The sequence below is a fragment of the Robertmurraya sp. GLU-23 genome (assembly GCF_052983275.1).
In genome coordinates, this window is record NZ_JBRKCV010000002.1 from 244586 (window position 1) to 271015 (window position 26430).

General features: G+C 38.5%; 28 protein-coding genes. All 28 read left to right on the forward strand.

Translation table 11 applies throughout. From position 1 onward, the window contains the following. Nucleotides 1-148: 148 nt before the first annotated feature. Nucleotides 149-700, forward strand: a complete 552-nt coding sequence (gene lepB, locus ACVBAX_RS05565; RefSeq protein ID WP_430773892.1) for a signal peptidase I — start codon at nucleotides 149-151, stop codon at nucleotides 698-700. Between the two features lie 16 nt (nucleotides 701-716). Next, the gene (gene ylqF, locus ACVBAX_RS05570; RefSeq protein WP_430773893.1) at nucleotides 717-1592 is read left to right on the forward strand and encodes a ribosome biogenesis GTPase YlqF; all 876 of its coding nucleotides are present in this window, start codon (nucleotides 717-719) and stop codon (nucleotides 1590-1592) included. Between the two features lie 87 nt (nucleotides 1593-1679). Further along, entirely contained in the window at nucleotides 1680-2453 is a 774-nt protein-coding gene (locus tag ACVBAX_RS05575) for a ribonuclease HII (RefSeq protein ID WP_447116186.1), read from the forward strand. A gap of 20 nt (nucleotides 2454-2473) precedes the next feature. Further along, nucleotides 2474-4231 (forward strand): hypothetical protein, encoded by a 1758-nt coding sequence (locus ACVBAX_RS05580; protein ID WP_447116187.1) that lies wholly within the window; start codon nucleotides 2474-2476, stop codon nucleotides 4229-4231. Next, complete coding sequence (locus ACVBAX_RS05585; RefSeq protein WP_430773896.1) at nucleotides 4228-4515, forward strand: FlhB-like flagellar biosynthesis protein; 288 nt, start codon at nucleotides 4228-4230, stop codon at nucleotides 4513-4515. Before ACVBAX_RS05580 ends, ACVBAX_RS05585 begins: the two co-directional genes overlap by 4 nt. A gap of 218 nt (nucleotides 4516-4733) precedes the next feature. Then, nucleotides 4734-5891 (forward strand): ADP-forming succinate--CoA ligase subunit beta, encoded by a 1158-nt coding sequence (gene sucC, locus ACVBAX_RS05590; RefSeq protein WP_430773897.1) that lies wholly within the window; start codon nucleotides 4734-4736, stop codon nucleotides 5889-5891. A gap of 15 nt (nucleotides 5892-5906) precedes the next feature. Next, a complete protein-coding gene (sucD, locus tag ACVBAX_RS05595; RefSeq protein ID WP_447116188.1) occupies nucleotides 5907-6809 on the forward strand; it encodes a succinate--CoA ligase subunit alpha in 903 nt (300 codons plus the stop codon). Between the two features lie 91 nt (nucleotides 6810-6900). After that, entirely contained in the window at nucleotides 6901-6972 is a 72-nt protein-coding gene (locus ACVBAX_RS05600) for a hypothetical protein (RefSeq protein WP_447116487.1), read from the forward strand. Next, nucleotides 6947-7759, forward strand: a complete 813-nt coding sequence (dprA, locus tag ACVBAX_RS05605) for a DNA-processing protein DprA (protein ID WP_447116488.1) — start codon at nucleotides 6947-6949, stop codon at nucleotides 7757-7759. The genes ACVBAX_RS05600 and dprA overlap by 26 nt, the downstream gene beginning before the upstream one ends. A 309-nt stretch (nucleotides 7760-8068) precedes the next feature. Beyond that, nucleotides 8069-10144, forward strand: coding sequence for a type I DNA topoisomerase (gene topA / locus ACVBAX_RS05610; protein ID WP_447116189.1), 2076 nt, complete (start codon nucleotides 8069-8071; stop codon nucleotides 10142-10144). Between the two features lie 162 nt (nucleotides 10145-10306). After that, complete coding sequence (trmFO, locus tag ACVBAX_RS05615) at nucleotides 10307-11614, forward strand: FADH(2)-oxidizing methylenetetrahydrofolate--tRNA-(uracil(54)-C(5))-methyltransferase TrmFO (RefSeq protein WP_447116190.1); 1308 nt, start codon at nucleotides 10307-10309, stop codon at nucleotides 11612-11614. 61 nt (nucleotides 11615-11675) lie between these two features. Beyond that, the gene (xerC, locus tag ACVBAX_RS05620) at nucleotides 11676-12578 is read left to right on the forward strand and encodes a tyrosine recombinase XerC (RefSeq protein WP_447116191.1); all 903 of its coding nucleotides are present in this window, start codon (nucleotides 11676-11678) and stop codon (nucleotides 12576-12578) included. 17 nt (nucleotides 12579-12595) lie between these two features. Continuing rightward, nucleotides 12596-13138: an ATP-dependent protease subunit HslV gene (gene hslV, locus ACVBAX_RS05625; protein WP_160545606.1), complete on the forward strand. Its 543-nt coding sequence runs from the start codon at nucleotides 12596-12598 to the stop codon at nucleotides 13136-13138. 10 nt (nucleotides 13139-13148) lie between these two features. After that, on the forward strand, nucleotides 13149-14555 hold the full coding sequence (gene hslU / locus ACVBAX_RS05630) for an HslU--HslV peptidase ATPase subunit (protein WP_447116192.1): 1407 nt from the start codon (nucleotides 13149-13151) through the stop codon (nucleotides 14553-14555). 130 nt (nucleotides 14556-14685) lie between these two features. After that, nucleotides 14686-15465 (forward strand): GTP-sensing pleiotropic transcriptional regulator CodY, encoded by a 780-nt coding sequence (codY, locus tag ACVBAX_RS05635; protein ID WP_251515732.1) that lies wholly within the window; start codon nucleotides 14686-14688, stop codon nucleotides 15463-15465. A gap of 405 nt (nucleotides 15466-15870) precedes the next feature. Beyond that, nucleotides 15871-16263, forward strand: coding sequence for a flagellar basal body rod protein FlgB (gene flgB / locus ACVBAX_RS05640; RefSeq protein ID WP_160545603.1), 393 nt, complete (start codon nucleotides 15871-15873; stop codon nucleotides 16261-16263). 2 nt (nucleotides 16264-16265) lie between these two features. After that, nucleotides 16266-16694 carry a flagellar basal body rod protein FlgC gene (gene flgC, locus ACVBAX_RS05645; protein WP_317458104.1) on the forward strand — a complete coding sequence of 143 codons (429 nt, stop codon included), beginning with the start codon at nucleotides 16266-16268 and terminating at the stop codon, nucleotides 16692-16694. A gap of 14 nt (nucleotides 16695-16708) precedes the next feature. Beyond that, nucleotides 16709-17014 (forward strand): flagellar hook-basal body complex protein FliE, encoded by a 306-nt coding sequence (gene fliE / locus ACVBAX_RS05650; RefSeq protein WP_447116193.1) that lies wholly within the window; start codon nucleotides 16709-16711, stop codon nucleotides 17012-17014. 66 nt (nucleotides 17015-17080) lie between these two features. Continuing rightward, nucleotides 17081-18676: a flagellar basal-body MS-ring/collar protein FliF gene (fliF, locus tag ACVBAX_RS05655; RefSeq protein WP_447116194.1), complete on the forward strand. Its 1596-nt coding sequence runs from the start codon at nucleotides 17081-17083 to the stop codon at nucleotides 18674-18676. 15 nt (nucleotides 18677-18691) lie between these two features. Further along, nucleotides 18692-19708 (forward strand): flagellar motor switch protein FliG, encoded by a 1017-nt coding sequence (gene fliG / locus ACVBAX_RS05660; RefSeq protein ID WP_340903197.1) that lies wholly within the window; start codon nucleotides 18692-18694, stop codon nucleotides 19706-19708. Continuing rightward, entirely contained in the window at nucleotides 19701-20465 is a 765-nt protein-coding gene (gene fliH / locus ACVBAX_RS05665) for a flagellar assembly protein FliH (RefSeq protein WP_447116195.1), read from the forward strand. Before fliG ends, fliH begins: the two co-directional genes overlap by 8 nt. A gap of 1 nt (nucleotide 20466) precedes the next feature. Further along, nucleotides 20467-21780 carry a flagellar protein export ATPase FliI gene (gene fliI, locus ACVBAX_RS05670; protein WP_447116489.1) on the forward strand — a complete coding sequence of 438 codons (1314 nt, stop codon included), beginning with the start codon at nucleotides 20467-20469 and terminating at the stop codon, nucleotides 21778-21780. A gap of 2 nt (nucleotides 21781-21782) precedes the next feature. Continuing rightward, nucleotides 21783-22226 carry a flagellar export protein FliJ gene (gene fliJ, locus ACVBAX_RS05675; protein WP_119707539.1) on the forward strand — a complete coding sequence of 148 codons (444 nt, stop codon included), beginning with the start codon at nucleotides 21783-21785 and terminating at the stop codon, nucleotides 22224-22226. An 8-nt stretch (nucleotides 22227-22234) separates the two neighbouring features. Beyond that, nucleotides 22235-22834 (forward strand): MotE family protein, encoded by a 600-nt coding sequence (locus ACVBAX_RS05680; RefSeq protein ID WP_447116196.1) that lies wholly within the window; start codon nucleotides 22235-22237, stop codon nucleotides 22832-22834. A gap of 36 nt (nucleotides 22835-22870) precedes the next feature. Next, nucleotides 22871-24076, forward strand: coding sequence for a flagellar hook-length control protein FliK (locus ACVBAX_RS05685; RefSeq protein WP_447116197.1), 1206 nt, complete (start codon nucleotides 22871-22873; stop codon nucleotides 24074-24076). Nucleotides 24077-24085: 9 nt separating this feature from the next. Then, the gene (flgD, locus tag ACVBAX_RS05690; RefSeq protein WP_447116198.1) at nucleotides 24086-24721 is read left to right on the forward strand and encodes a flagellar hook assembly protein FlgD; all 636 of its coding nucleotides are present in this window, start codon (nucleotides 24086-24088) and stop codon (nucleotides 24719-24721) included. A gap of 13 nt (nucleotides 24722-24734) precedes the next feature. Beyond that, complete coding sequence (locus tag ACVBAX_RS05695) at nucleotides 24735-25118, forward strand: TIGR02530 family flagellar biosynthesis protein (RefSeq protein ID WP_447116199.1); 384 nt, start codon at nucleotides 24735-24737, stop codon at nucleotides 25116-25118. A gap of 79 nt (nucleotides 25119-25197) precedes the next feature. Continuing rightward, on the forward strand, nucleotides 25198-26409 hold the full coding sequence (locus ACVBAX_RS05700) for a flagellar hook protein FlgE (protein WP_447116200.1): 1212 nt from the start codon (nucleotides 25198-25200) through the stop codon (nucleotides 26407-26409). Nucleotides 26410-26430: the final 21 nt, after the last annotated feature.

A 26430-nucleotide genomic window follows, 5' to 3' on the forward strand; every position in this document is an offset into this window, starting at 1 on the left:
CTGGACAAATGCGAAAGGAGCTTGTCATACAAGCTCCTTTTTCGTAGTCTATCTAGGAGTTATTACGTGTATAATAAATACCGATACTGTAAAATAAAGCTGAACGGCGAGAGGTAAATGAAAAGAACAGTGATTGGTGGGATGCGTTATGGCAAAGAGCAAAAATGAACTATGGGAATGGACAAAGGCACTAATCATTGCGGTGTTATTAGCAGCAATTATTCGTTATTTCTTATTTGCACCGATAGTCGTGGACGGGTTATCCATGATGCCGACATTACAAGATCAAGACCGTATGATTGTGAATAAATTTAGCTATCAAATTGGGGAACCAGAACGCTTTGATATTATCGTGTTCCATGCCCCTGAAAATAAAGACTACATAAAAAGAGTGATTGGTTTACCAGGAGATAAAATTGAATACAAGGATGATACACTTTATGTAAATGGGAAAGCTTATGAGGAGCCGTACCTAGATGAATTTAAAAAGCAAGTAGTAGATGGTCCTTTAACTGAGCCCTTTACATTAGAAGAAATTATCGGACAAGAAACCGTGCCTGATGGACACTTATTTGTGATGGGAGATAACCGAAGATTCAGTAAAGATAGTCGTCATATTGGAACCGTCCCAATGGAGAAGGTTCTAGGAAATACGAGCGTGATTTACTGGCCGATTGAAGACGTGAAAATAGTGAAATAGAAGGAGGGATGCACCCATGACGATTCAATGGTTTCCGGGGCATATGGCAAAAGCACGAAGGCAGGTCACGGAGAAGCTAAAACTTGTTGACATCATATTCGAATTAGTGGATGCAAGAATACCGTATTCTTCTAGAAATCCAATGATAGATGAAATTATTCAGCACAAGCCAAGGTTAGTGCTGCTAAATAAGGCGGATATGGCAGATCCAAGGATTACAAAAGACTGGATTCAGTTTTTTGACAAAAAAGGAATAAAGGCACTGGCGATTAATTCTCAGGCTGGAGTGGGGATGAAAGAAATAGTCTCCGCATCCGAATTAATTTTAAAAGAAAAATTTGATCGTATGAAAGCAAAAGGTGTTGTGAGACCAAGAGCGATTCGAGCAATGATTGTCGGGATTCCAAATGCAGGGAAATCGACGCTTATCAATCGACTAGCGAAAAAGAACATTGCAAAGACTGGGAATACACCAGGTGTAACAAAAGCCCAACAGTGGATCAAAGTAGGCAAAGAGTTAGAACTCTTAGATACACCGGGTATATTATGGCCAAAATTCGAGGATCAAGAAGTAGGATCAAAGCTTGCTCTAACAGGGGCCATAAAAGATACAATTCTTAATTTGCAGGATATATGTGTATATGCACTTCGTTTCTTAGAACGTGAATATCCAGAGCGCTTGAAGGAACGTTTTCAGCTTGAATATATCCCTGAGGATATAGTGGACTTCTTCGATCAAATTGGAAAGCGTAGAGGCTGTCTCATGGGCGGTGGCGAGGTAGATTATGACAAGGTAGCTGAATTAGTTATCCGAGAGTTTCGCTCTGAGCTATTTGGTCCTATTACGCTAGAAAGACCATCAGACCTTGTTACAAGTAATTTAGAAGAGTAAATGGGAAGCCTTCTTTTCGAAGAAGGCTTTATTTTTTTTATAATATACCGATATAAAAGATATAAGTAGTGAAGGGACGTACTTGTTTTGAACAGATTAACGATTGATGAAATTCAAACAAAGATAGAAACCGTTGAGGATGAAAGAGACCCTTTTCTTATTGATATTCAAAAAGATAGTAGAAAGGGCGTACAGCAATTAGTAAAGAAGTGGATGCAAAAAAAAGCGTTGCTCGAGCAGGCGAGGCTTAAGTTAATCACAATGAGTGAATATGAGAGATTATACAAAAGTCAAGGTTTTGCTTATATCGCTGGAATCGATGAGGTTGGAAGGGGCCCGCTTGCAGGTCCAGTCGTTGCTGCGGCAGTTATTTTACCAGACGACTTTGAAATTTTAGGAATTGATGATTCAAAAAAATTGACGGAAACCAAGCGTGAGGAGCTTTATGAATTAATCCGTACAGCTGCTGTCTCCATCGGTGTGGGAATTATTGAAGCAAAGGAAATTGATGAAATCAATATTTATGAGGCAACTAAAAAGGCGATGTATGCGGCCTTAAATGAATTACATATCAGTCCTGATTTCCTATTAGTTGATGCCATGAAGCTAACGGCCCCAGTCCCATCTGAAGCCATTATTAAAGGGGATAGCAAAAGCATTTCTATTGCTGCTGCTAGCATTGTTGCAAAAGTCACAAGAGATCGAATGATGAAAGAAATTGCCTTAAGTTACCCAGAATACCGATTTGAACAAAATATGGGGTACGGAACAAAGGAACATGTTGAAGCGTTACAACTTTATGGTGCCACTCCGCATCACAGAAGATCGTTCGCACCTGTTAAAGAGTTAAACAATCGATAAACTAGAGAGGAGGAACTCACTTGATACAAGCCGATCTTGTTCAAACAATAGTTAATCGGCCGAACTCTATAGAGGGAAACAAACAAAATTTTCGGGCTGGACAAGTATTTCAAGGAAAGGTATTGAAGCTTTTTCCTAATCAAACTGCAGAAGTACAAGTGGGTTCTCAAAAGGTAATCGCACAGTTAGAAATCCCGCTTACAGCAGGGGAACGATATTGGTTTCAAGTACAACAAGGAGAAGGACAGGTTCATCTTAAGGTACTTACGGAAGGAAAAGGGACAGGGAATACCAATTTAGAAGGACTATTAAAGCAGTTCTCCATCCCTGAAACAAAAACGAGTTCCGCGATATTACGTTTTTTTCTTAGTGAGCAGCTTCCTATCACAAAAGAATCCATTTCTATGGCAAACAGCTTATTTCAAGGGAAAACGATGACGAAGGAGGACTTGGAGGCAATTAAGCAGTTGATCAGTCGGGAACTACCTTTAACAAAGGCGACGTTTGAGGCAATGAGATCGACGATAAAAAGCCCTCCGTTTCATGCGGTCATAACATCTCTCAAAAATGAGCTAGACGCTCTAGGTACCCTGCCACAAACAGGGGGACGTTTAAAAGAGGCGATAGAACCGTATATTCAAACAGGGAAAGAAAAGCTTTCTGCTCAAGTGCTAAAAGAGATTGTTAGAGGGTGGACTCAGGCGAAGGACCCGTTCGCCTCACAACAGTCATTGAAAGCGTTGCAGCAAATGGGTTTCCTACCTATTGAGGATGAACAAAACATCTTGCATCAAGCTGCTAAAAGGCTAACAGGACTTTCAGCAGGCAAAGAACAGGTTCAGTTACCTGGAATGGATTCAACGGCAAAACAAGTTTCGGCACTGATAGCAGCAGGAAATACAAAAGATGTATCAACAGTATTGAAAAACTGGATCGGTGGGATCCTCAAGGATTCTAGTGTAAACAATCAAACGATAAAGCAACTGTTCAACTTGTTATCACCAAATATGGATTCGGCCACATTTGACGAAGGAGTTTCCTCCCTAGTGAGTAAGGATGGAATAGACGCTAATAAAGCTTTTAATAAAGAAGTGACACAGCAGTTGCAAACGGTACTTTCACAGGTAGAAAGTGAGCCAGTAGAAGAATTTAAATCATTGTTAAAATCAGGCATACAAACGCTAGGACTTTCTCATGAATCTGAGTCATTTGATATGATAAAGGGAAAAGTATCAGATGAAGGTTCAAAAGTGGAGAACGTGAAATCATTATTGATTCAATTATTAAATGAAGATATTCCGACCAAGGTAAAGGATTCAGCAGAAGCTTTATTGAACCGGTTAACAGGGATACAACTCATGTCGTCGGATACAACTCCAGTCCAGCAAATTGTCATTCAGATTCCACTTGCTTTAATGAATAAGCAAACTGATCTTACTATTCAGTGGAATGGTAGAAAGGACGCCAATGGGAAGATTGATCCAAGCTATTGTCGTGTCCTCTTTTACTTAGATTTAGAGAACATGAATGAGACGATCATCGATATGCAAATTCAGAATCGAATCATGAAAATTACAATTATCAATGATCATGAAAATATTAAACAACTTTCTTCCCCCTATTTAGCAAGTTTAAAAGATAGCTTACAAAAGCTAGATTACCAGCTTTCGAATGTTAGCTTTCAAACCCAGGCTGATAGAGTTGCTGTTAAAACGAGAAAAGCAAGCATTTCTAGTCCATTGACCTCATCTTATAGTGGAGTGGATATAAAGATATGATAGTTGAAAAACATAAAAGAAAAGAAGCGGTTGCCTTAAGTTATGAAGCAACAAAAAGTGAAGCGCCAAAGGTGATTGCGAAAGGAAAAGGAATAGTAGCTGATAATATTCTAGAGAAGGCAAAAGAGAATAATATTCCAATCCAAGAAGACCCAACGTTAATTGAGTTACTAAGTAAATTAAATATAAATGACAGCATCCCAGAAGAGCTGTATCAAGTAGTGGCCGAAGTGTTTGCGTTTGTTTATCGTACAGATAAAGAAGTAGGAAAAAGTAAATCTTAAATCCTACTTCTTTTATTTTTTTATTTCTGAATAATTTAATATTTTGTGTGAAATAGTAGACAAGGTATGTGTTGTTATATAAAATGAAAGCGCAGTCTTGTTTTTTAAGATATAAAATGACCAAAGGGAAAAATGAAAGCAGGCAGGATTGCAGGAAAAAGTGTAGAATATCTTTATTGCTGCAATAGCCAAAAGCAAGATTAAAAGGAGGATGGGAAATGAATATCCATGAGTACCAAGGGAAAGAAATCCTCAGAAAATACGGGGTTGCTGTTCCAAATGGGAAGGTAGCATTTACAGTTGAAGAAGCGGTGGAAGCTGCAAAGGAACTTGGAACACAAGTTTGTGTAGTAAAAGCCCAAATCCATGCAGGTGGACGTGGAAAAGCAGGTGGGGTTAAGGTTGCCAAAAACTTGGATGAAGTCCGTACATATGCGAGCGAAATTCTCGGAAAAACACTCATCACTCACCAAACTGGTCCTGAAGGCAAAGAAGTAAAGCGCCTATTAATTGAAGAAGGCTGTGACATTAAGAAAGAGTACTATATTGGTTTAGTACTAGACCGTGCCACTTCACGTGTTGTATTAATGGCTTCAGAAGAAGGTGGTACAGAAATCGAGGAGGTAGCAGAAAAAACTCCTGAGAAGATCTTCAAAGAAGTGATTGACCCGGTAGTTGGGTTAACAGGCTACCAAGCTCGTCGTATTGCATTTAATATTAATATTCCAAAAGAATTAGTAAATAAAGCAGTTAAGTTTATGATGGGCTTATACCAAGCATTTGTTGAAAAAGATTGCTCAATCGCCGAAATTAACCCGCTTGTTGTAACAGGTGATGGAAATGTAATGGCGTTAGACGCAAAGTTAAATTTTGATTCAAATGCATTATACCGTCAAAAAGACGTGTTAGAGTATCGTGACCTTGACGAGGAAGATGCAAAGGAAATTGAGGCATCCAAATACGACCTAAGCTATATTTCTTTAGACGGAAACATTGGCTGTATGGTTAATGGTGCTGGTCTTGCTATGGCTACAATGGACATCGTAAAGCATTACGGTGGAGATCCTGCAAACTTCCTTGATGTTGGGGGCGGAGCAACAGCTGAAAAGGTAACAGAAGCATTCAAAATCATCCTTTCTGATAAAAATGTAAAAGGTATTTTTGTAAATATCTTTGGCGGAATTATGAAGTGTGACGTTATTGCTACTGGTGTTGTAGAAGCTGCTAAGCAGGTTGGTCTAAACGTACCTTTAGTTGTTCGTTTGGAAGGAACAAATGTTGAACTTGGTAAGAAAATTCTTGCTGAATCAGATATCAACATTATTGCTGCTGAATCTATGGCTGACGGCGCACAAAAAATCGTTTCATTAGTATAAGGAAGGGGAATTGACGTGAGCGTATTTATTAATAAAGATACTAAAGTGATAGTTCAAGGGATTACTGGTTCGACAGCCCTTTTCCATACAAAACAAATGTTAGAATATGGCACGCAAATTGTTGCTGGGGTAACACCTGGTAAAGGTGGTACAGAGGTAGAGGGTGTACCTGTATTTAACACGGTTGCAGATGCTGTAAAAGCTACTGGAGCGAATGCTTCTGTTATTTACGTGCCTGCACCATTTGCTGCTGATGCCATTTTAGAAGCGGTTGATGCTGATCTTGATTTAGCGATTTGTATCACTGAGCATATTCCAGTATTAGATATGGTAAAAGTAAAACGCTACATGGAAGGGAAAAAGACTCGCCTAGTTGGTCCTAACTGCCCAGGTGTTATTACTCCTGATGAGTGTAAGATTGGTATTATGCCAGGATATATTCATACAAAGGGCCATGTTGGCGTGGTATCACGTTCTGGAACCCTTACGTATGAAGCGGTTCACCAATTATCACAAGCAGGTATTGGCCAATCTTCAGCAGTTGGTATTGGTGGGGACCCTGTTAACGGAACAAACTTCATCGATGTATTAAAAGCATTTAATGAAGACCCAGAAACCTATGCCGTAATAATGATCGGTGAAATTGGTGGAACTGCTGAAGAAGAAGCAGCAGAGTGGGTAAAAGCAAACATGACTAAGCCGGTAGTTGGTTTCATCGGTGGTCGTACTGCCCCTCCAGGAAAGCGTATGGGCCATGCTGGTGCGATTATTTCTGGTGGAAAAGGAACAGCTGATGAAAAGATTCGTGTGATGAATGAGTGCGGAATTCAAGTGGCTAATACACCTTCAGTTATGGGTGAAACTTTAATAAAAGTATTAAAAGAAAAAGATCTTTACGATCAATGTAAAACTCACTAAAAATTCAAATAGTCCCTCTTTTTAGAGGGACTATTTATGATATTATTAAAATACTATTTATAAAGGAGGTATTTATTTTGGAATCTTTTTCATTGCGACTGTGCCATTTGCTTCATTGTCGTGGCATAGGCTGGAAAATGGTTTACTATATTTTAAAAAATGATCCCGAGTTGAAAGAATTATATTCCCCAACTTTCCTCTATCAATTCCATGAAATCCCATCATCTATCATTCAACCTTTAATCGAAGATCTTCATTCACCAGCTTTACTGGAACAAATACGCCATTATCAACAAAATGATATTGAGATTATTACTTACTTTGATTCTGCGTATCCTGAATTATTAAAGGAAACATATCAACCTCCATGGGTATTGTATGCTAAGGGAGATATCTCTCTGCTTGGGAAGCAAACCAAGCTTGCTGTCGTCGGCTCTAGACAAGCGACAGAGTATGGAAAAAGAGCAATAGATCGGTTATTTCCACCGCTGATTGAAAAGGGAATTATTATCGTTAGCGGATTAGCCTTAGGTGTTGATACGCTTGCGCATGAAGCAGCTATTCGGTTGGGAGGGAAAACGATAGCGGTCATTGCCGGTGGTATCTATCATATATATCCACAAACGAATCAGAAGCTTGCTCTTAGTATTATGAAAAACCATCTAATGATCTCCGAATATCCCCCTAATACGACTCCTTCACGGTGGCAATTTCCAATGAGAAATAGAATTATTAGTGGCGTTTCAAAAGGCACTTTTATAATAGAAGCAAAAAGAAAAAGCGGCTCGTTAATCACCGCGAATTTTGCCGTTCATGAAGGACGAGAGGTGTTTGCCTTGCCAGGAAATATTTTTAGTCAGCATTCGACAGGAACGAATGATCTTATTCAGCAAGGAGCAAAGCTGGTTAGAAGCCATGAAGACATACTAAATGAATTATTTTATGCATAATGTTTGTAATTCGGATGAACATCACATATGATGACAAAAAGGTATGGAAAAGAGAAATGTCATCGATTTACCATACTTTTTCACCAATTTTTTATATATTTTTATGAAAAAGGTTGAAATATCGCTCAAACTGTTATACATTTTGCAACAGTAGTTCGAAAATAAGGATACAAATTTTAAATTTAACAGGCTGAAACCGTTTACGTTATATTTGACAAGTTTCAATAAATAGTTTAATAATAATGAATATTTACAATAAACATTCAATCAGTAAAGTTTTTATATAATCCCTCTTGAGGAGGACAATAGATGTCGGAGTTTTTAGTAATCGTTGAGTCGCCAGCAAAGGCAAAGACGATCGAAAGATACTTAGGAAAAAAATATAAAGTTAAGGCGTCGATGGGGCATGTTCGCGATCTTCCCAAAAGTCAGATGGGAGTGGATGTGGAACATGAGTTCGAACCAAAGTATATTACTATACGCGGAAAAGGCCCGGTTCTAAAGGAATTAAAAACCGCAGCAAAAAAAGCAAAGAAAATCTATTTAGCGGCTGACCCGGATCGTGAAGGGGAAGCGATAGCTTGGCATTTAGCTCATACGCTAGATGTGGACATCCATTCGGATTGCCGAGTAGTTTTTAATGAAATTACGAAAGATGCGATTAAAGAGTCTTTTAAGCATCCAAGACCAATTAACATGGATTTAGTAGACGCCCAGCAAGCACGTAGAATTTTAGACCGTTTGGTTGGCTATAATATTAGTCCGTTGTTTTGGAAAAAGGTAAAAAAAGGGCTTAGCGCAGGTCGAGTTCAATCAGTAGCTGTACGTTTAATTATTGACCGAGAAAACGAAATTAAAGAGTTCATTCCTGAAGAATATTGGACGATTGAAGGCGAATTTTTAAAGGGAACAACAGGTTTTGAAGCTGACTTCTATGGTATAGAAAATAAGCGAATGGAGCTAAAATCAGAAGAAGAGGTAAAGGCGATTTTAGCAAAAATGAATGGGAATAAATTCGAAGTAACCTCTGTGACCAAAAAAGAACGTAAAAGAAATCCAGCGGTTCCTTTTACTACTTCATCTCTTCAGCAAGAGGCTGCTAGAAAATTAAACTTCCGAGCAAAAAAGACAATGATGCTAGCCCAACAGCTGTACGAAGGGATCAATTTAGGAAAAGAAGGCACCGTCGGGTTAATTACATACATGAGAACAGATTCAACTAGAATTTCTGAAGTAGCTCAAACAGAAGCAAGTCAGTATATTGAGTCAACTTACGGCGCCAATTTTTTACCAGAGGAAAAGCGTAAAGAAAAAAAAGGTGCAAACACTCAAGATGCTCATGAAGCGATCAGACCAACAAGTACGCTACGTGACCCTGCTAGTATGAAAGAATTCTTGTCACGAGATCAATTGAGGCTTTATAAGTTAATTTGGGAGCGTTTTGTATCTAGTCAAATGGCCCCGGCTGTGATGGACACGATGAGTGTGGACTTGAAAAATGGAGAGGTAATCTTTAGAGCAACCGGATCAAAGGTTAAGTTTCCAGGTTTTATGAAGGTGTACGTTGAAGGAACAGATGATCAAACAGAGGACAAGAACAAAATGCTGCCTGATTTAAAGGAAGGCGATACGGTCCTCAAAAAGGACATAGAACCGAAACAACACTTTACCCAACCACCTCCAAGATATACGGAAGCTAGATTAGTTAAGACGTTGGAGGAACTAGGAATTGGTCGACCATCGACATTTGCTCCAACATTAGATACTATTCAAAAACGTGGATATGTTACTCTTGATAATAAACGATTTATTCCAACAGAACTTGGAGAGATCGTGCATGAACTCATGGTAGAATTCTTCCCAGATATCTTAGATGTCGAGTTTACCGCAAAAATGGAACAGGATTTAGATAATGTTGAAGAAGGAAAAACAAAATGGGTACGGATCATCGATGAGTTTTATCGAGGTTTTGAAAAGCATTTAGAAAAGGCCGAAAAAGAAATGGAGCAGGTTGAAATTAAAGATGAGCCTGCTGGTGAGGATTGTGAGCAGTGTGGACATGAGATGGTCTATAAAATGGGCCGTTACGGAAAGTTCATGGCATGCAGCAATTTTCCGGATTGTCGTAACACAAAAGCAATCGTAAAGGATATCGGTGTAAAATGTCCAAATTGTAAGACTGGAAATATAATAGAAAGAAAAAGTAAAAAGCGTCGAATTTTCTATGGCTGTGATACATTCCCAGAATGTGATTTTATCTCATGGGATAAACCGCTGCCTAGAAATTGCCCGAAATGTGAATCACTATTGATTGAGAAGAAGCTTAAAAAAGGTGTCCAAGTTCAATGCATTGGTTGTGACTACAAGGAAGAGCCACAAAGCTAAGAGTGAGCACTATGCTCACTCTTTTTATTGCGTAAAAGCACTTTCGCTTTCAAAACTTAAAACGTGAAACTTTATACTTTTTCATACGTAGTGTAAAATGCAGAAGGAATATGGAGAAACTAATACAAAAAAGATACATACGAGCTATTGGAGGTTCATAAAATGATAGATGCAACAGTGAATGTTATTGGAGCAGGTTTAGCTGGAAGCGAAGCAGCTTGGCAACTTGCAAAAAGAGGGATAAAGGTCCGCTTGTACGAAATGAGGCCAGTGAAGCAAACTCCAGCACATCATACAGATAAATTTGCTGAGTTGGTTTGTAGTAACTCCCTTCGTGCTAATAATTTAACAAATGCAGTCGGGGTCCTGAAGGAAGAAATGCGAAAGTTAGACTCTGTTATTATCGCTTCTGCGGATGCTTGTGCAGTGCCAGCAGGTGGAGCGCTTGCAGTGGATCGTCATGAATTTGCAGCACATGTAACAGATAAAGTAAAAAATCATCCTAATGTAACTGTCATTAATGAAGAAATTACAGAAATCCCAGAGGGACCTACTGTCATAGCGACTGGACCTTTAACAAGTCCTTCGCTTTCAACTAAGCTGCAAGAATTAACGGGTGAAGAATATTTATACTTCTATGACGCTGCAGCACCAATCATTGAAAAAGACAGTATTGATATGGATAAGGTGTATTTAAAATCCCGTTACGATAAAGGGGAGGCAGCTTATCTAAATTGTCCGATGACCGAAGAAGAGTTTGATCGCTTTTACGAAGCGCTTGTCACAGCAGAAACAGTTCCTTTGAAAGAGTTTGAAAAGGAGATTTTCTTTGAAGGCTGTATGCCGATTGAGGTAATGGCTAGCAGAGGTAAGAAAACGATGCTATTTGGTCCGATGAAGCCAGTTGGTCTTGAGGATCCTAAAACAGGGAAGCGTCCATTTGCTGTTGTTCAGCTGAGACAAGATGACGCTGCAGGTACACTTTATAATATTGTTGGATTTCAGACACATTTGAAGTGGGGACCTCAAAAAGAAGTCCTTTCATTAATCCCTGGTTTAGAAAATGCTGAAATCGTAAGGTATGGTGTGATGCACCGTAATACCTTTATTAATTCACCTAAAGTACTAGAACCTACGTATCAATTCAAAAATCGTAAGGATTTATTCTTTGCTGGTCAAATGACAGGGGTAGAGGGCTATGTGGAGTCTGCAGCAAGTGGATTAGTTGCTGGACTAAATGCAGCCAAACTTGTGCAAGGTGAAGAGCTTATTGTGTTCCCAGAGGAAACAGCAATCGGAAGTATGGCAAGATATATTACGAATGCAAGCGCAAAGAATTTTCAGCCGATGAATGCAAACTTTGGTTTGTTCCCGGATTTACCGACTAAAATCCGAGGGAAAAAGGAAAGAGCTGAGCAACATGCTAATCGGGCTTTAGAAACAATTCAGAACTTTGTGAAAAATTTGTAAATTGCTTGCAAGGGTTTGTGAAGTGTGATACGATTTAGTAGCCTTTGTGAGGTGACGAATATTGTCAGAAGATGTGAACGTTTCAGCAAAGTTATTTTTTGAATATTTACAAATAGAAAGAAATTATTCACAATATACAATTGAGCATTATCAAGTTGATGTTAGGGATTTTACTCTTTTTATGAGGGAGCAATCGTTAGCAAATTATGCTGATGTCGAGTACTCCGATGTTAGGCTGTATTTAACGAAGCTTTTTGAAAAGAACTTGTCTAGAAAATCTGTCGCAAGAAAAATATCTAGTATGAGAAGCTTTTACCGGTTTTTATTAAGAGATAATCTTCTAAAGAATAATCCTTTTGCACAAGTGATTATGCCTAAGCAAGAAAAGAGATTGCCCGATTTTTTTTATGAAGAGGAGCTTAAAGCTTTATTTTCGAGTTGTGAAGTTGATACTCCTATCGGACAAAGGGATCTTGCTTTGTTAGAAATTTTATATGCTACAGGAATGCGCGTTAGTGAATGCTGTCAGCTCCGTTTAAAAGATATTGATTTATACATTGGAACGGTACTTGTTCATGGGAAGGGCCAAAAGGATCGATATATTCCATTTGGTAGCTTTGCTCAAGAGGCTATTGATACATATATCAACAACGGCAGAAAAGCACTTCTTGGAGAAAAGCATTCACATGATTCCGTATTTGTTAACTTTCGTGGAGAACCACTTACAACAAACGGAGTTAGACATATACTTGATCAAATGATAAAAAAATCATCTTTAAACGGGTCCATCCATCCGCATAAGCTAAGACACTCCTTTGCGACACATCTCCTAAATAATGGAGCAGATATGAGGAGTGTACAAGAACTTTTAGGGCATTCGTTCTTGTCTTCTACACAAATTTATTCACATGTTACAAATGATTACTTGCGAAAAACATATATGGCCCACCACCCCCGGGCTTAAGCTTTAGGAGGAGTAATATGACGCAATTTCATGCAACAACTATTTTTGCTGTTCGTCATAATGGTCAATGTGCCATGTCTGGAGATGGTCAAGTAACCTTCGGCAATGCTGTCGTGATGAAGCACACAGCTCGTAAGGTTAGAAAGTTATTTAACGGCAGAGTACTAGCAGGATTTGCCGGCTCTGTTGCTGATGCTTTTACCCTTTTTGAGATGTTTGAAAGTAAGTTAGAGGAGTATAATGGCAATCTGCAACGGGCATCTGTTGAACTTGCGAAACAGTGGCGAAGCGATAAAGTACTTCGACGTCTTGAAGCGATGCTAATTGTAATGAACGACACGGATATGCTATTGGTCTCTGGTACGGGAGAGATCATTGAACCAGATGATGGAATCCTTGCAATTGGATCAGGTGGTAATTATGCACTATCTGCGGGAAGAGCATTAAAGAAGTATTCTGGAGAGCATCTAACGGCAAAGGAAATCGCAAAGGCTTCCCTTGAAATTGCCGCTGAAATTTGCGTATATACAAATCACAATATTATCGTTGAAGAGCTTTAGGAGGGATCGAATGGTCACTAAAGGGACAAATCTAACCCCACGTCAGATTGTTGAACGATTGGATCAGTATATCATTGGGCAGAAGGATGCAAAGAAGGCAGTAGCGGTTGCTCTGAGAAATCGTTACCGACGTAGTTTGCTTGACGAAAGTTTAAGGGATGAAATCAATCCTAAGAATATATTAATGATTGGACCAACGGGTGTTGGAAAGACAGAAATCGCTAGGCGAATGGCAAAGCTCGTCTCAGCTCCGTTTGTAAAAGTAGAAGCTACGAAGTTTACGGAAGTGGGCTACGTGGGTCGTGATGTTGAATCCATGGTAAGAGATCTCGTTGAAACTTCAGTTAGGCTTGTAAAAGAAGAAAAGATGCAAAAAGTGAAAGAGCGTGCAGAGGAAAATGCAAATAAACGCTTAGTTGACATGTTGGTACCTTCTGCGAAAAAAGCAACAGGCTATAAAAATCCTTTAGAGATGCTATTCGGTGGAGGTGGTGCACAGGAACAAGAACCAACACCTACTGAAGACATGAATATCGTTGAAAAAAGGAAGGTTGTTGCTGAAAAGCTTTCTAAGGGTGAGCTTGAAAATGAAATGGTTTCTGTTGAAGTGGAAGAACAGCAGCCATCCATGTTTGATATGCTTCAAGGTTCAGGCATGGAGCAATTGGGAATGAACATGCAAGATGCTCTAAGTGGCTTAATGCCAAAAAAACGAAAAAAACGGAAGCTTTCGGTTCGTGATGCTAGAAAGGTGTTAACGAATGAAGAGGCCGCAAAGCTGATAGATATGGATGAAGTCACGTCAGAAGCTGTGTTCCGTGCTGAGCAAACAGGAATCATCTTTATTGATGAAATTGATAAAATTGCTAGTAAAAACGGAGGCGGATCTTCGGCGGATGTATCTCGAGAGGGAGTACAACGAGATATTCTTCCGGTTGTTGAAGGTTCAACGGTTGTTACGAAATATGGATCAGTGAAGACAGACCATATTCTATTTATGGCTGCTGGTGCTTTCCATATCGCCAAGCCGTCTGATTTAATACCAGAGCTCCAAGGTCGTTTTCCGATTAGAGTAGAATTAACAAAGCTAACGGTAGACGATTTTTATAAAATACTAATTGAACCCGACAATGCACTAATAAAGCAATATCAAGCATTGTTAGTGACTGAAGGTATAGAAATTGAATTTTCTGACGATGCTATTCGTAAGATTGCAGAAGTTGCTTATGACGTAAATCAAAATACGGATAACATTGGAGCAAGAAGATTGCATACCATCTTAGAAAAGCTTCTAGAGGACTTGTCCTTCGAGGCACCGGATATCACAATGGAAAAAATCACAATCACACCACAATACGTAGAAGAAAAACTCGGTCCTATTTCACGTAATAAAGACTTAAGTCAATTTATTTTGTAATACATTGGTTTGATTCCCTCGTGATGGGGGAATCAAATGTATATTATGTTACACATAACAATTTAATACATATGCAGAATTCATAGTAAGTGCTACTGCAATGGTTTTAGCTAATTAGGAGGAAGAACAAATGGATTTACTGTCAAAAACAAGAAAGATTAATGCCTTACTTCAAAAGGCAGCAGGAAAACCGGTTAACTTTAAAGAAATGTCAGAAACACTAAGTGAAGTGATCGAAGCAAATATTTTTATCGTAAGTCGCCGTGGAAAATTATTAGGCTTTGCGGTAAATCAACAAATTGAAAACGAGCGTATTAAAAAAATGCTTGAAGATCGTCAATTCCCTGAAGAGTACACAAACAACCTATTTAACATCAATGAAACCTCACCTAACTTAGATGTAAATAGTGAGTACACAGCATTCCCAGTGGAAAATAAAGACTTATTTAAAAACGGTTTAACGACGATCGTTCCTATCATCGGTGGAGGAGAAAGACTAGGGACATTAATCCTAGCTAGAACTCAAGAACAATTCCATGATGATGACCTAATTCTGGCTGAGTATGGCTCAACAGTAGTAGGAATGGAGATATTAAGAGAAAAGGCAGAAGAAATTGAAGAAGAAGCTAGAAGCAAAGCAGTAGTACAAATGGCAATTAGCTCGTTATCTTATAGTGAGCTAGAAGCAATTGAGCATATTTTTGAAGAGCTTAGTGGAAAAGAAGGGTTATTAGTTGCTTCAAAAATTGCGGATCGTGTAGGAATTACAAGATCTGTGATTGTTAATGCACTAAGAAAACTAGAAAGTGCTGGTGTTATTGAATCACGTTCGTTAGGTATGAAAGGAACATATATTAAAGTACTAAACGACAAGTTTTTAGTTGAACTAAGTAAATTAAAATCAAACTAATGAAAAACTCCTTATTTCGATAAGAAATAAGGAGTTTTTTTATGGTACATTTCGACAAAAATCTACTTTTTCTTTACAATAAAAATGCGTTCCCTTATGCTAAATACACGATTACAAATATAAGACATTCTAACTAGTTCATTTTTCTTAGTAGATAAATGGATCTGACGAACTGAATAAATGACAAAAATATGTACATGATTCCAATCTTTTCAGTGTTTTGCTTATAGGTCAATTCGATTAAAATAGGACTTATAGATTAAGTATTTCGCCCTTATTGAGATAGACATCCTATATGCGATTCATTAAAATTAGTAGTATGATTGTTTTGCAGAATCCGACGTAAAACTACAAGTTTCTGCACCAATCAACAAAATATATATATTTATATATGAGGTGGAGAACTTGAAGCTCTTTTCAAATACAATTAATACGCTTGAAAATGCGTTGAATTATTCTTCTACAAAACAAAAAGTGATAGCACAAAATATATCTAACGCTGATACTCCAGGGTATAAGGCTAAAAATGTTAGCTTTAAGTCAGAACTTAATGATGCGATATCAACTGTGACCGGGAAACAAACGAACAGTAAGCATATGGCCATTCAAAGCTCAGGACAAGCGGGAGTAACGATATCTACGGATCGCACTACATCATACAACCACACGGGAAACAATGTGGATATTGATAAAGAAATGTCAGACCTTGCAACCAATCAAATTTATTATAATGCCATGATCGAACGAATTAGCGGAAAGTTTAACTCGCTACAAACTGTCATAAAAGGAGGAAGATAATCATGTCAATTTTCCATAGCATTAATACTTCTGCTTCTGCTTTAACCGCACAAAGATTGCGCATGGATGTTATCTCTTCTAATATGGCTAACGTAGACACAGCGGGTTACAGAAGGAAATCAGTTGTGCTTCAACCGAAGGAGGGAAACTTTTCTTCGTTTATGAGTCAGGCTATGTCAAAACAAACGACAGGTGCTGGGAACGGTGTGAAAGTCTCAAAAATTGTTGAGGACACAGAAACTCCTTTTAAACTTGTGTATGACCCTGAACATCCTGATGCGGATGAAAATGGCTATGTTGAACTACCGAATGTTGATCCACTCCGTGAAATGGTGGATTTGATTAGCGCGACTAGATCTTATGAAGCAAACGTGACTGTAATGAATGCATCTAAAGGAATGCTTATGAAAGCATTAGAGATCGGTAAATAAAAGGAGAATAAATAATGACTATATCTATTCCGTCTGTATCTAAAGTTTTTCAATCAGATGCAGCAGTTTCTGCTCCATCTACTACACCATACGAAGCACAAAAGAGTTTTGCGTCCGTATTAAAGGATTCAATTGAAAAAGTTAATTCAGCACAGAATCAATCGGATGTGATGACAGAAAAATTGGCCAGAGGTGAAAATGTAGATCTTCACCAAGTGATGATTGCAAGCCAAAAAGCAAGCATCACCATGTCAGCAACGATTGAAGTGAGAAATAAAGTAATTGAAGCATATCAAGAAGTAATGAGAATGCAAGTTTAATAGCTTTTGTGTTGGAAAGGTGCTATAGGCACCTTTTGGCATGACACACTGAACCGGAGGAACGTGATGAACCAATTGCAGAAACAATTACATGCAATAAAAGAATATTGGACGAGTCGTTCTAAAAAGCAAAAAATGTTCTTTGTGGGCGGTTTAGTGTCTTTAGTGACACTGATTTCATTAGTAACGTTTTTTGCAACTAGAACGACTTTAGAACCTTTATATAGTAATTTATCCGCAGCTGAAACCGGGGCTATTAAAGAAAGCTTAGATGCAAGAGGAATCGTGTCTGAGATTGCTGATAATGGAACGACGATATTGGTGCCAAAAGAGAGCATTGATACGTTGAAGGTTGAGCTTGCTGCGGAAGGTATACCTAATTCAGGAAGCATTGATTATTCATTTTTTAGTCAAAATGCTGGAATCGGAATGACTGAGAATGAGTTCAATGTGATGAAGCTTGATGCAATGCAAACAGAGTTAGCGAACTTAATGAAAGGTATAGAAGGGATTAATGATGCGAAGGTTATGATTAATCTTCCAGAGAAAGGGATCTTTGTAACAGATGCATCAGAAGCGGCCAGTGCTTCTATTGTACTGAACACGAAACCTGGTTATGAATTTGAGGAAAGCCAGATCAAAGCGTTGTACCATCTAGTATCAAAGAGTGTTCCCAATCTCCCTACAGATAATATCGTCATTACGAACCAAAACTTTGAGTACTTTGACTTAAATAATGAAGAAAATTCTTCAGGTTCTACTTTTGCTGCTCAAAATGATATCAAAAAACAGATTGAACGTGATGTTCAACGCCAAGTACAAAGTATGCTTGGTACCTTAATGGGACAAGACAAAGTAGCAGTAATTGTTACTGCAGATGTGGACTTTACACAGGAAAATCGTGAAGAAAATCTTGTTACTCCTGTAGATGAGGAGAATCTGGAAGGTATTGCGGCAAGCGCACAAAAAATCACAGAAACCTTTACTGGTGACGCAGCGGATGTTGGTGGTGAACCAGTGACTGAAGATGCAGCAGACTCTCTTGGAACAGGTTACCTTGAGGGTGCAACTGGTACTGGTGATTATGAAAGAATTGAAGAGACAATCAACTATGAAGTGAATAAAATTCGTAAAGAAATTGTTGAGAGTCCTTATAAAATTAGAGACTTAGGTATCCAAGTAATGGTAGAACCTCCTACAGCGGATGATCCTACAACATTACCTCAAGAACGTGTGGATGATATTACGCAAATGCTAGCTTCAATCGTTCGTACCTCTATAGATAAAACAACCGTTGATGGAGAACTAACGGATGAGGCAATTCAGGACAAGATTCTAGTATCGGTTCAACCATTTAACGGCAAGGTAGAGTTTGAAGAAACTCAAACGGCTTCTATTCCATGGTGGGTATACGCGATCGGTGGAGTCCTTTTAGCTACTATCATTGTGTTAATTATTCTATTTATGCGTGCAAGAAAGAAGAAGGCACAAGTGGAAGAAGCTGCGGCATTTGATAATTACACACCTATTTCTATTCGTGACCTTGATGAAGACAAGGAAGAAACAGAAGGATCGTTGAGAAAGAAACAGCTAGAAAAAATGGCGAAAGAAAAGCCAGAGGATTTCGCAAAACTATTGCGTTCATGGATTGCTGAAGACTAGGAGGAGTGAGTGAAGGTGGCAAAAAGAGATCAAAAGGAATTAACAGGTAAACAAAAAGCAGCCATTCTTCTCATTTCACTTGGGCCGGATGTATCTGCATCAGTATATAAACACTTAAGTGAAGAAGAGATAGAAAAATTAACGTTAGAAATTTCTGGAGTAAAGAAAGTGGAATCTACCGCTAAAGAAGAGATTTTAGAGGAATTTCATAATATCGCTCTAGCACAGGATTATATATCACAAGGTGGTATCGGATATGCAAAAACGGTTCTTGAAAAAGCGCTTGGGACTGAACAGGCAGCTGTTATCATTAACCGTTTAACTTCATCCCTTCAAGTTCGACCTTTTGACTTTGCTAGAAAAGCTGATCCAGGACAAATTTTTAATTTTATACAAAATGAACATCCACAGACGATTGCACTTATTTTATCTTATTTGGATTCGGCCCAAGCAGGTCAAATTTTATCTGAGCTACCTCAGGAAGTTCAAGCTGATATTGCAAGAAGAATTGCGGTAATGGATAGTACATCTCCAGAAATCATCAATGAAGTTGAGCAAATTTTGGAGCGAAAACTTTCTGCATCTGTGACACAGGACTATACGCAAACGGGCGGTATTGAGGCTGTTGTGGAAGTGTTAAACGGAGTCGACCGTGCAACCGAAAGAACGATCCTAGATGCACTCGAAATTCAAGACCCGGAATTAGCGGAAGAAATTAAGAAAAGAATGTTTGTATTTGAAGATATTGTTACACTCGATAGCCGTGCCATTCAAAGGATTATTCGTGACTGTGATAATGAAGATCTAAAGCTGTCTCTAAAAGTATCAAGCGACGAAGTCAAGGACATCGTGTTTGGAAATATGTCCAAACGTATGGTTGAAAGCTTTAAGGATGAAATGGAATTTATGGGACCAGTTCGTCTTCGTGATGTAGAGGAAGCACAGTCAAGAATCGTTGCCATCATTCGTCGTTTAGAGGAAGCAGGAGAAATTGTGGTTGCTCGAGGCGGAGGTGACGATATCATTGTCTAGGCTAATTAAATCAACGTGGGTTCCACAAGAATTTACCAACGAAAACAAAGTAATTTCGATTAAAGCAATCAAGAATTACTCCGATGAAAAAGAAGAAGAATCCTCTTTTCTTAGTTACCAAGAAAGAGAGAGAATACTTGCAGCAGCGCAAAGTGAAGCGGACAGAATCGTTCAAGATGCTAGAGAATATGAAGCTCAAATTCGCGAACAAATGGAGCAAGAGCATCAATCGTTTCAACTGGAGTTACAAGCGCTGGCTGAACAAGCCCAAACTTCAGGTTTTATGCAAGGCCATGAAGAAGGAAAACAGATTGGATATAATGAAGCACAAGCCATCATAGCGCAAGCGAAGGAAACGGTTACCTTGTCAAAGTACGACTATGAGAAGAAGATTGATTCAAGCGAGCGTACGATTCTGTCTCTAGCCCTTAAGGTCGCTGAAAAAATTATTGCTGATACACTAACAGGATATTCGGAGCAGTTTTTACCGATAGTGAAAAAAGCATTAAAAGAAGCAAGGGAATATCGTGAAATTCAGCTTCATGTTCATCCTTCACACTACGAATTTTTACTTGTCCAAAAGGAAGATTTAATTCGAATCTTTCCAAAGGAAACGGAACTATATATTTTTCCAGATAGTGAGCTAACAGAACAGAGCTGCATTATAGAATCTGCAAATGGTCGAATTGATGCAAGTGTGGATCAGCAGCTCGATGAAATCAAAAGAAAACTTTACGAACTATTGGAGAGTGAATAGAGTGCTAGCTGCTGATTTGTTGGGACAAATTGATCAGATGAAAACGTTTAAGCGCTATGGTAGAGTGAAGCGTGTCGTAGGTCTAATGATTGAATCGCAAGGGCCAGAAAGCTCAATCGGTGATGTTTGTTACATTCATATCGGCAAAAACAACCGAAAAATTCAAGCTGAGGTTGTTGGTTTTAAGGATGAAAATATACTGCTTATGCCGTATACGAGCTTAAATGAAATTTCCCCTGGCTGTTTGGTAGAGGCAACATTGAAGCCATTAGAGGTGAAGATAGGTCCAGCTTTAATCGGCAGTGTACTAGATTCTTTAGGTCAACCACTTGATGGTAGTCAACTTCCAAAAGGGCTTGGCTCGGTTGGAACAGACCAGGATCCACCTAATCCAATGACAAGACCACCGATATCAGAACCTGTAGAAGTAGGAGTTCGATTAATCGATAGTCTTCTCACAGTTGGTATGGGTCAGCGTGTAGGAATATTTGCCGGGAGTGGTGTAGGTAAAAGTACATTACTTGGAATGATTGCGCGTAATACAAATGCTGATTTGAATGTGATTGCATTAATTGGTGAACGTGGTCGTGAGGTTCGAGAGTTTATTGAAAAGGATTTAGGACCCGAGGGCTTAGCAAGGTCGATCGTTATTGTCGCAACTTCTGATCAGCCAGCACTGATGAGAATCAAGGGTGCTTTTACGGCAACCGCAATTGCTGAATATTTTCGTGACAGGGGGTTAAACGTCATGATGATGATGGACTCAGTGACAAGGGTAGCTATGGCACAGCGAGAAGTAGGGTTGGCTATTGGTGAGCCGCCGACTACGAAAGGGTATACACCTTCTGTCTTTGCGATCTTACCAAGATTATTAGAGAGAACTGGAACGAATAGGCATGGATCAATTACGGCGTTTTATACGGTACTAGTCGATGGTGATGACATGAATGAGCCGATTGCGGATACCGTTCGTGGGATATTGGACGGACACTTTGTTCTGGATCGATCATTAGCTAATAAAGGCCAGTATCCAGCTGTTAATGTGCTGAAAAGCGTGAGTAGAATCATGAACAATATAGTACCTGAAGCCCATAAAAAATCTGCTGAAAAACTGAGAGAGCTGTTAAGCACTTATATCAATTCTGAAGATTTGATAAATATTGGTGCTTATAAGCGAGGTTCTTCAAAAGAAATAGATGATGCCATTACTTCATACCCTAAAATTATTTCGTTTATTAAGCAAGCAACAGATGAAAGGGTATCCTTTGAAGAAGGTGTCCAATCGTTATATGAATTACTTGGAAGAAGTGACTAATAATGAGATATGAGTTCAAGTTTCATAAAATCCTCGCTGTAAAAGAACGTGAAAAAGATGAAGCTGTTTCAATCTACCAAGATTCAGTTAGAAAGTTTGAGGAAGTGGCTGAAAAGCTATATGAGCTGTTAAAAAGGAAAGAGGATCTTGAAGTGTATCAATCTGAGCGGCTTCATGGAGGACTATCCATTCAAGAGATTCGTCATCACCAACAGTTTATAAGTAATATCGAAAAGATGATTGATCACTACCAAAAGATGGTGATCAACGCAAGAAACAGAATGCTGCTATTTCAGGAAAAATTGTTAGAAAAAAATATAGAAGTAAAGAAATATGAAAAAATCCGTGAAAAGGATTACTTAAAATTTACCGAGGATATAAAAGTGATTGAAGGTAAACAAATGGACGATATCTCGATACAAATGTACATGAATCGAGAAGGTTAGGTGATAGAATGGCAAAGGAAATCGAAGAAATAGAAGAAAAGAAATCGAATAAATTTCAAATGTTCATTTTTGTCTTTCTTATTCCCTTCTTGTTTTTAGTCACAGTTGCGTTAGTCGTTTTAAGCTTTGCTGGGGTCAATATATTTGAAAAGTCCAAAGAGCTTGGTGCACAGATTCCGTTTGTTTCCTCACTAATTACAGAAGAAGGAACACAATCAGAGGAAGAGTGGGAAAAGAGCGTAATCGCATTAGAAGGTGAGATCAAGGATCGAGAGGCAAAGATTGAAAAACTGGAATCTGAGATTGAAGGTAAAGATGATCAGTTAGAGCGGTCAAATCTTGAAAAAGAACAACTACAGCAACAAATTGATGAACTTTTGGCAATTCAAGAGGAAAACAAGCGAGCGTTTAAAGATATTATTAAAACGTATGAAACGATGTCTGCGAAAAAGGCTGCACCAATTATTACAGCTATGAGTGAACAAGAAGCACTAAAAATACTAACAACCATTAAATCAGATCAACTTGCTGCGATTATGGAAAATATGACAGCAGAGGATGCTGCAAAATATACAGAGCTTCTAACAGCTGAAAGCAACGAACAGTAACCTTTTATTTCATTAGAAGGAGGTGAAAATGAAAACATGCAAATCGAGAACCTAGGTTTCACGCAAAAGCTTGCTTCACAGTTGAACAAGGTTTCTACGAGCCAAGCGACATCATCCTTCTCAAATCTTCTCCAATCAGTTACTACTTCTGCAGAAGAGACTTCGAATGATAACGCGGAATTGAAACTAACTGCTACCGAAGTAAAAGACCTTTTAGCCTTATTATCTAAGGATGATCTCTTAGATGTGGAAGACGGTTTACAGTTGCTAGATCAATTGATTTCAAATAGTAACGAAGATTTACTTACGATGATTGAGAATTATTTAGGTATGAGTCATCTCCAATTTCAAAATCTATTGTCTAACGTAATGGAGAAGCTTCAGATTGAAGGCAGAGAAGGTCAAAGTGATTTAGCCAAACTGCTTCAAGTCATAGAGAAAATGAGTAATTTAACGGTGAGCCAGCTCCATAGCGTTCTAGATAAAGACTCGTTAAAGCTGATAAAGTCGGCAAAGCTTTATGAACTTATGGCGAAAAATCAAGATTCTTTAAATGAGGAATCTAGCAAAATTGATTTTAAGTCGTTAAGTGCAAAGTTAACAAGCATCCTTGAGGGGAATTTGTTAAAAAGTGACCAAGCTGCTTCCAGATTAGCCTTTTTAAAGCAAACTTTTTCAGGTATTTTAACGAATTCCTCTGCAAAAGAAGAATCAACCAGTACAAACTCATCAAAAACAGAGATGATTTCTGGTTCTGTTCAATTTATGCAGATATCAAGACCGGAACAATTGACGCTAACTCTTTCAACTGGTACAAAGCAAGTGCAAACGGAACAATTAATAAAGCAGTTTGAAAGTATTTTAGCTAGAAGTCAATTTTCAAATGTAAATGGTGTTCAAAGATTGTTTCTACAGCTAAATCCAGGTCATTTAGGTTCGTTACGAATTGAGATTATTCAACAGGATTCTGTTATGGTTGCGAAAATTGTCACATCAACGCAGGCGGCAAAGGAAGCGATTGAAGGGCAGCTAAGTCAATTGAAACAAGCCTTTAATACTCAAAACATTCAGGTTGAACGTGTCGAGATATCTCAGCAAACAACAGGTCAAGAGCGATTTTTAAACCGAGATAGTGAACAAGAACAGGCAAGACAGGAACAAGCTGAACGAAAGGAAGAGCAAACATCTGATCAAGATTTTATCTCATCCTTTGAAGAAGCACTCTTAAATACGGAAGTGTAGGTGAAACAAATGGCAAACACGATTAATTCATCTCTTTTACTATCAAACTATCAAACTGCACAAAGGCAAACGGGCTCTAGTAACCTAGGAAAAGATGAGTTTTTAAAAATATTAATGACTCAGTTGCAAAATCAAGATCCTTTAAATCCAATGCAGGATAAAGACTTTATAGCACAAATGGCCACTTTTACAAGTCTTGAGCAAATGACCAATATGAACAAATCAATTGAAACATTAGTTAGTGCTCAAGAACAAAACCAATTAGTTTCATACAGTCAATTTATTGGAAAAGAGGTTAGTTGGCATAAGCTTACTGAATCTGAAGATGGTAGTACTTCTGAAGTTGAACAAGGAACAGGGAAAATTGTCTCTTTGAAATTTACTGATGGAATAGCAGAGTTCCTATTAGAGGATGGAACGAGTTTAACTTCTGGTAATATTTCGCAAATCAACGATACCAAAGGTGACACCATGCTTTTACAAGCAAGTATGTTGATAGGCAAAACCGTTACTTATTCTTCTGAAAACAATGAAGTAATACAAGCCAAGGTAACATCCGTTTCCTTTAAAGATGGGAAATCATTATTTCAGTTAGAAAATGGAGAGAGTGTGTCAAGTACGAGCATTACAAAAATAGAAGCGTAAAGGAATGGTTTGAATGGACAAGTCTATGTTTAGACCGATTCATTCTCAGCCGATTAGTAACCATCAACTCAGATCGGTTACATCTAAACCTACGAGCACGGACTCTTTCTCTAAGCATTTACAAGGTGCATTACAACCAGAAAAACTAACGATAAGTAAACATGCAAAAGAACGAATGTCCCAAAGGGGAATTCAAATCGATGAGGCCAAGTGGGGTCAAATTCAAGAGAAAGTAAATGAAGCGAAGAAAATGGGTGTCAAAGATTCGCTCGTATTGTTACAGGATGCAGCCCTTATTATTAGTGCAAAGAATAATACAGTGATAACGGCTATGGATCGGCAGGAAGCAACTGCACAAATTTTTACAAATATAAATGGAACGATTATTTTAGAATAAATGTTTTGGCTGGACCAATTGGAGGCCAACAAGCTACTGACCGATAGAAGTAGCTTACTATGAAAGGGGAAACGGAAAAATGCTACGTTCAATGTATTCAGGAATTAGTGGAATGAAAAACTTCCAAACTAAGTTAGATGTAATTGGTAACAATATTGCAAATGTCAATACGTATGGCTTCAAAAAAGGTCGTGTGACATTTAAAGACACAATGAACCAAACAATTTCTGGAGCAAGTGCTGCACAAGACAACCGTGGTGGTAAAAATCCATTACAAGTTGGTCTAGGATCAACACTAGCAACGATTGATACCATTCATACACAATCAAGCTTGCAAACAACAGGTCGCTCACTTGACTTAGCGATCTCTGGTGATGGCTACTTTATGGTGAATCAAGGAGATGCTCAGTTCTATACAAGAGCTGGGAACTTTTATCTAGACGATAATGGAACGCTCGTAAATGGAGATGGATACAAAGTACAAGCGTTTACAGTTGATGCAAACGGAAACGCGACAAATCAGCTTGGTGATGTGGCGGTTAACGTAAATGCTGTTTTACCTCCGGTTACAACAAGTAATATTGAAATTTCTGGGAACTTAGCAAGTAACTCAGTAAGCAATGGGACTCCGTTTACTCAGCAGGTACAAGTGGTAGATAATACGGGACAAGCTCATAGAATAGATGTACATTTTGCAAAAACAGGCGATAATCAGTGGGGCGTGTATGTTGGTAAGCCAGCTCAATTGGCAGACGGATCGTTTGACACACCTACTACTACACTTAATTTTGGTACAGGAAATCCAGTTCCAGCATCAGCGCAAACGGATATTACCATTGGAACTACGACAATCACCGATGTTAATCTAGATTTCTCAGAATTAACACAAGTAGCAGGATCAACCAGCGCACTAGTAAACCCTAACGGTAACACAGAAGGTTCACTAGAAAGCTTTAACATCGGTTCACTTGGTGAAATCAATGGAGTTTACTCAAACGGTCTAGTTAGAACTCTAGGTATGCTTGCTCTTGCTAAATTCAGTAACTCTTCAGGTTTAACAAAAGCTGGAGGAAACCTTTTCCAAGAGTCCATTAACTCTGGTGTGGCAAATATTAATGTAGCAGGTGAAGGTAGAGGTTCAATCGCAGCTGGAACACTAGAAATGTCCAATGTTGACTTATCTGAAGAATTTACTGAAATGATCTCTGCACAAAGAGGATTCCAAGCAAATACACGTATTATTACAACTTCAGATGAAATCTTACAAGAGCTTGTAAACCTAAAACGATAAGCTAAGGGAGGGATAGGGTTG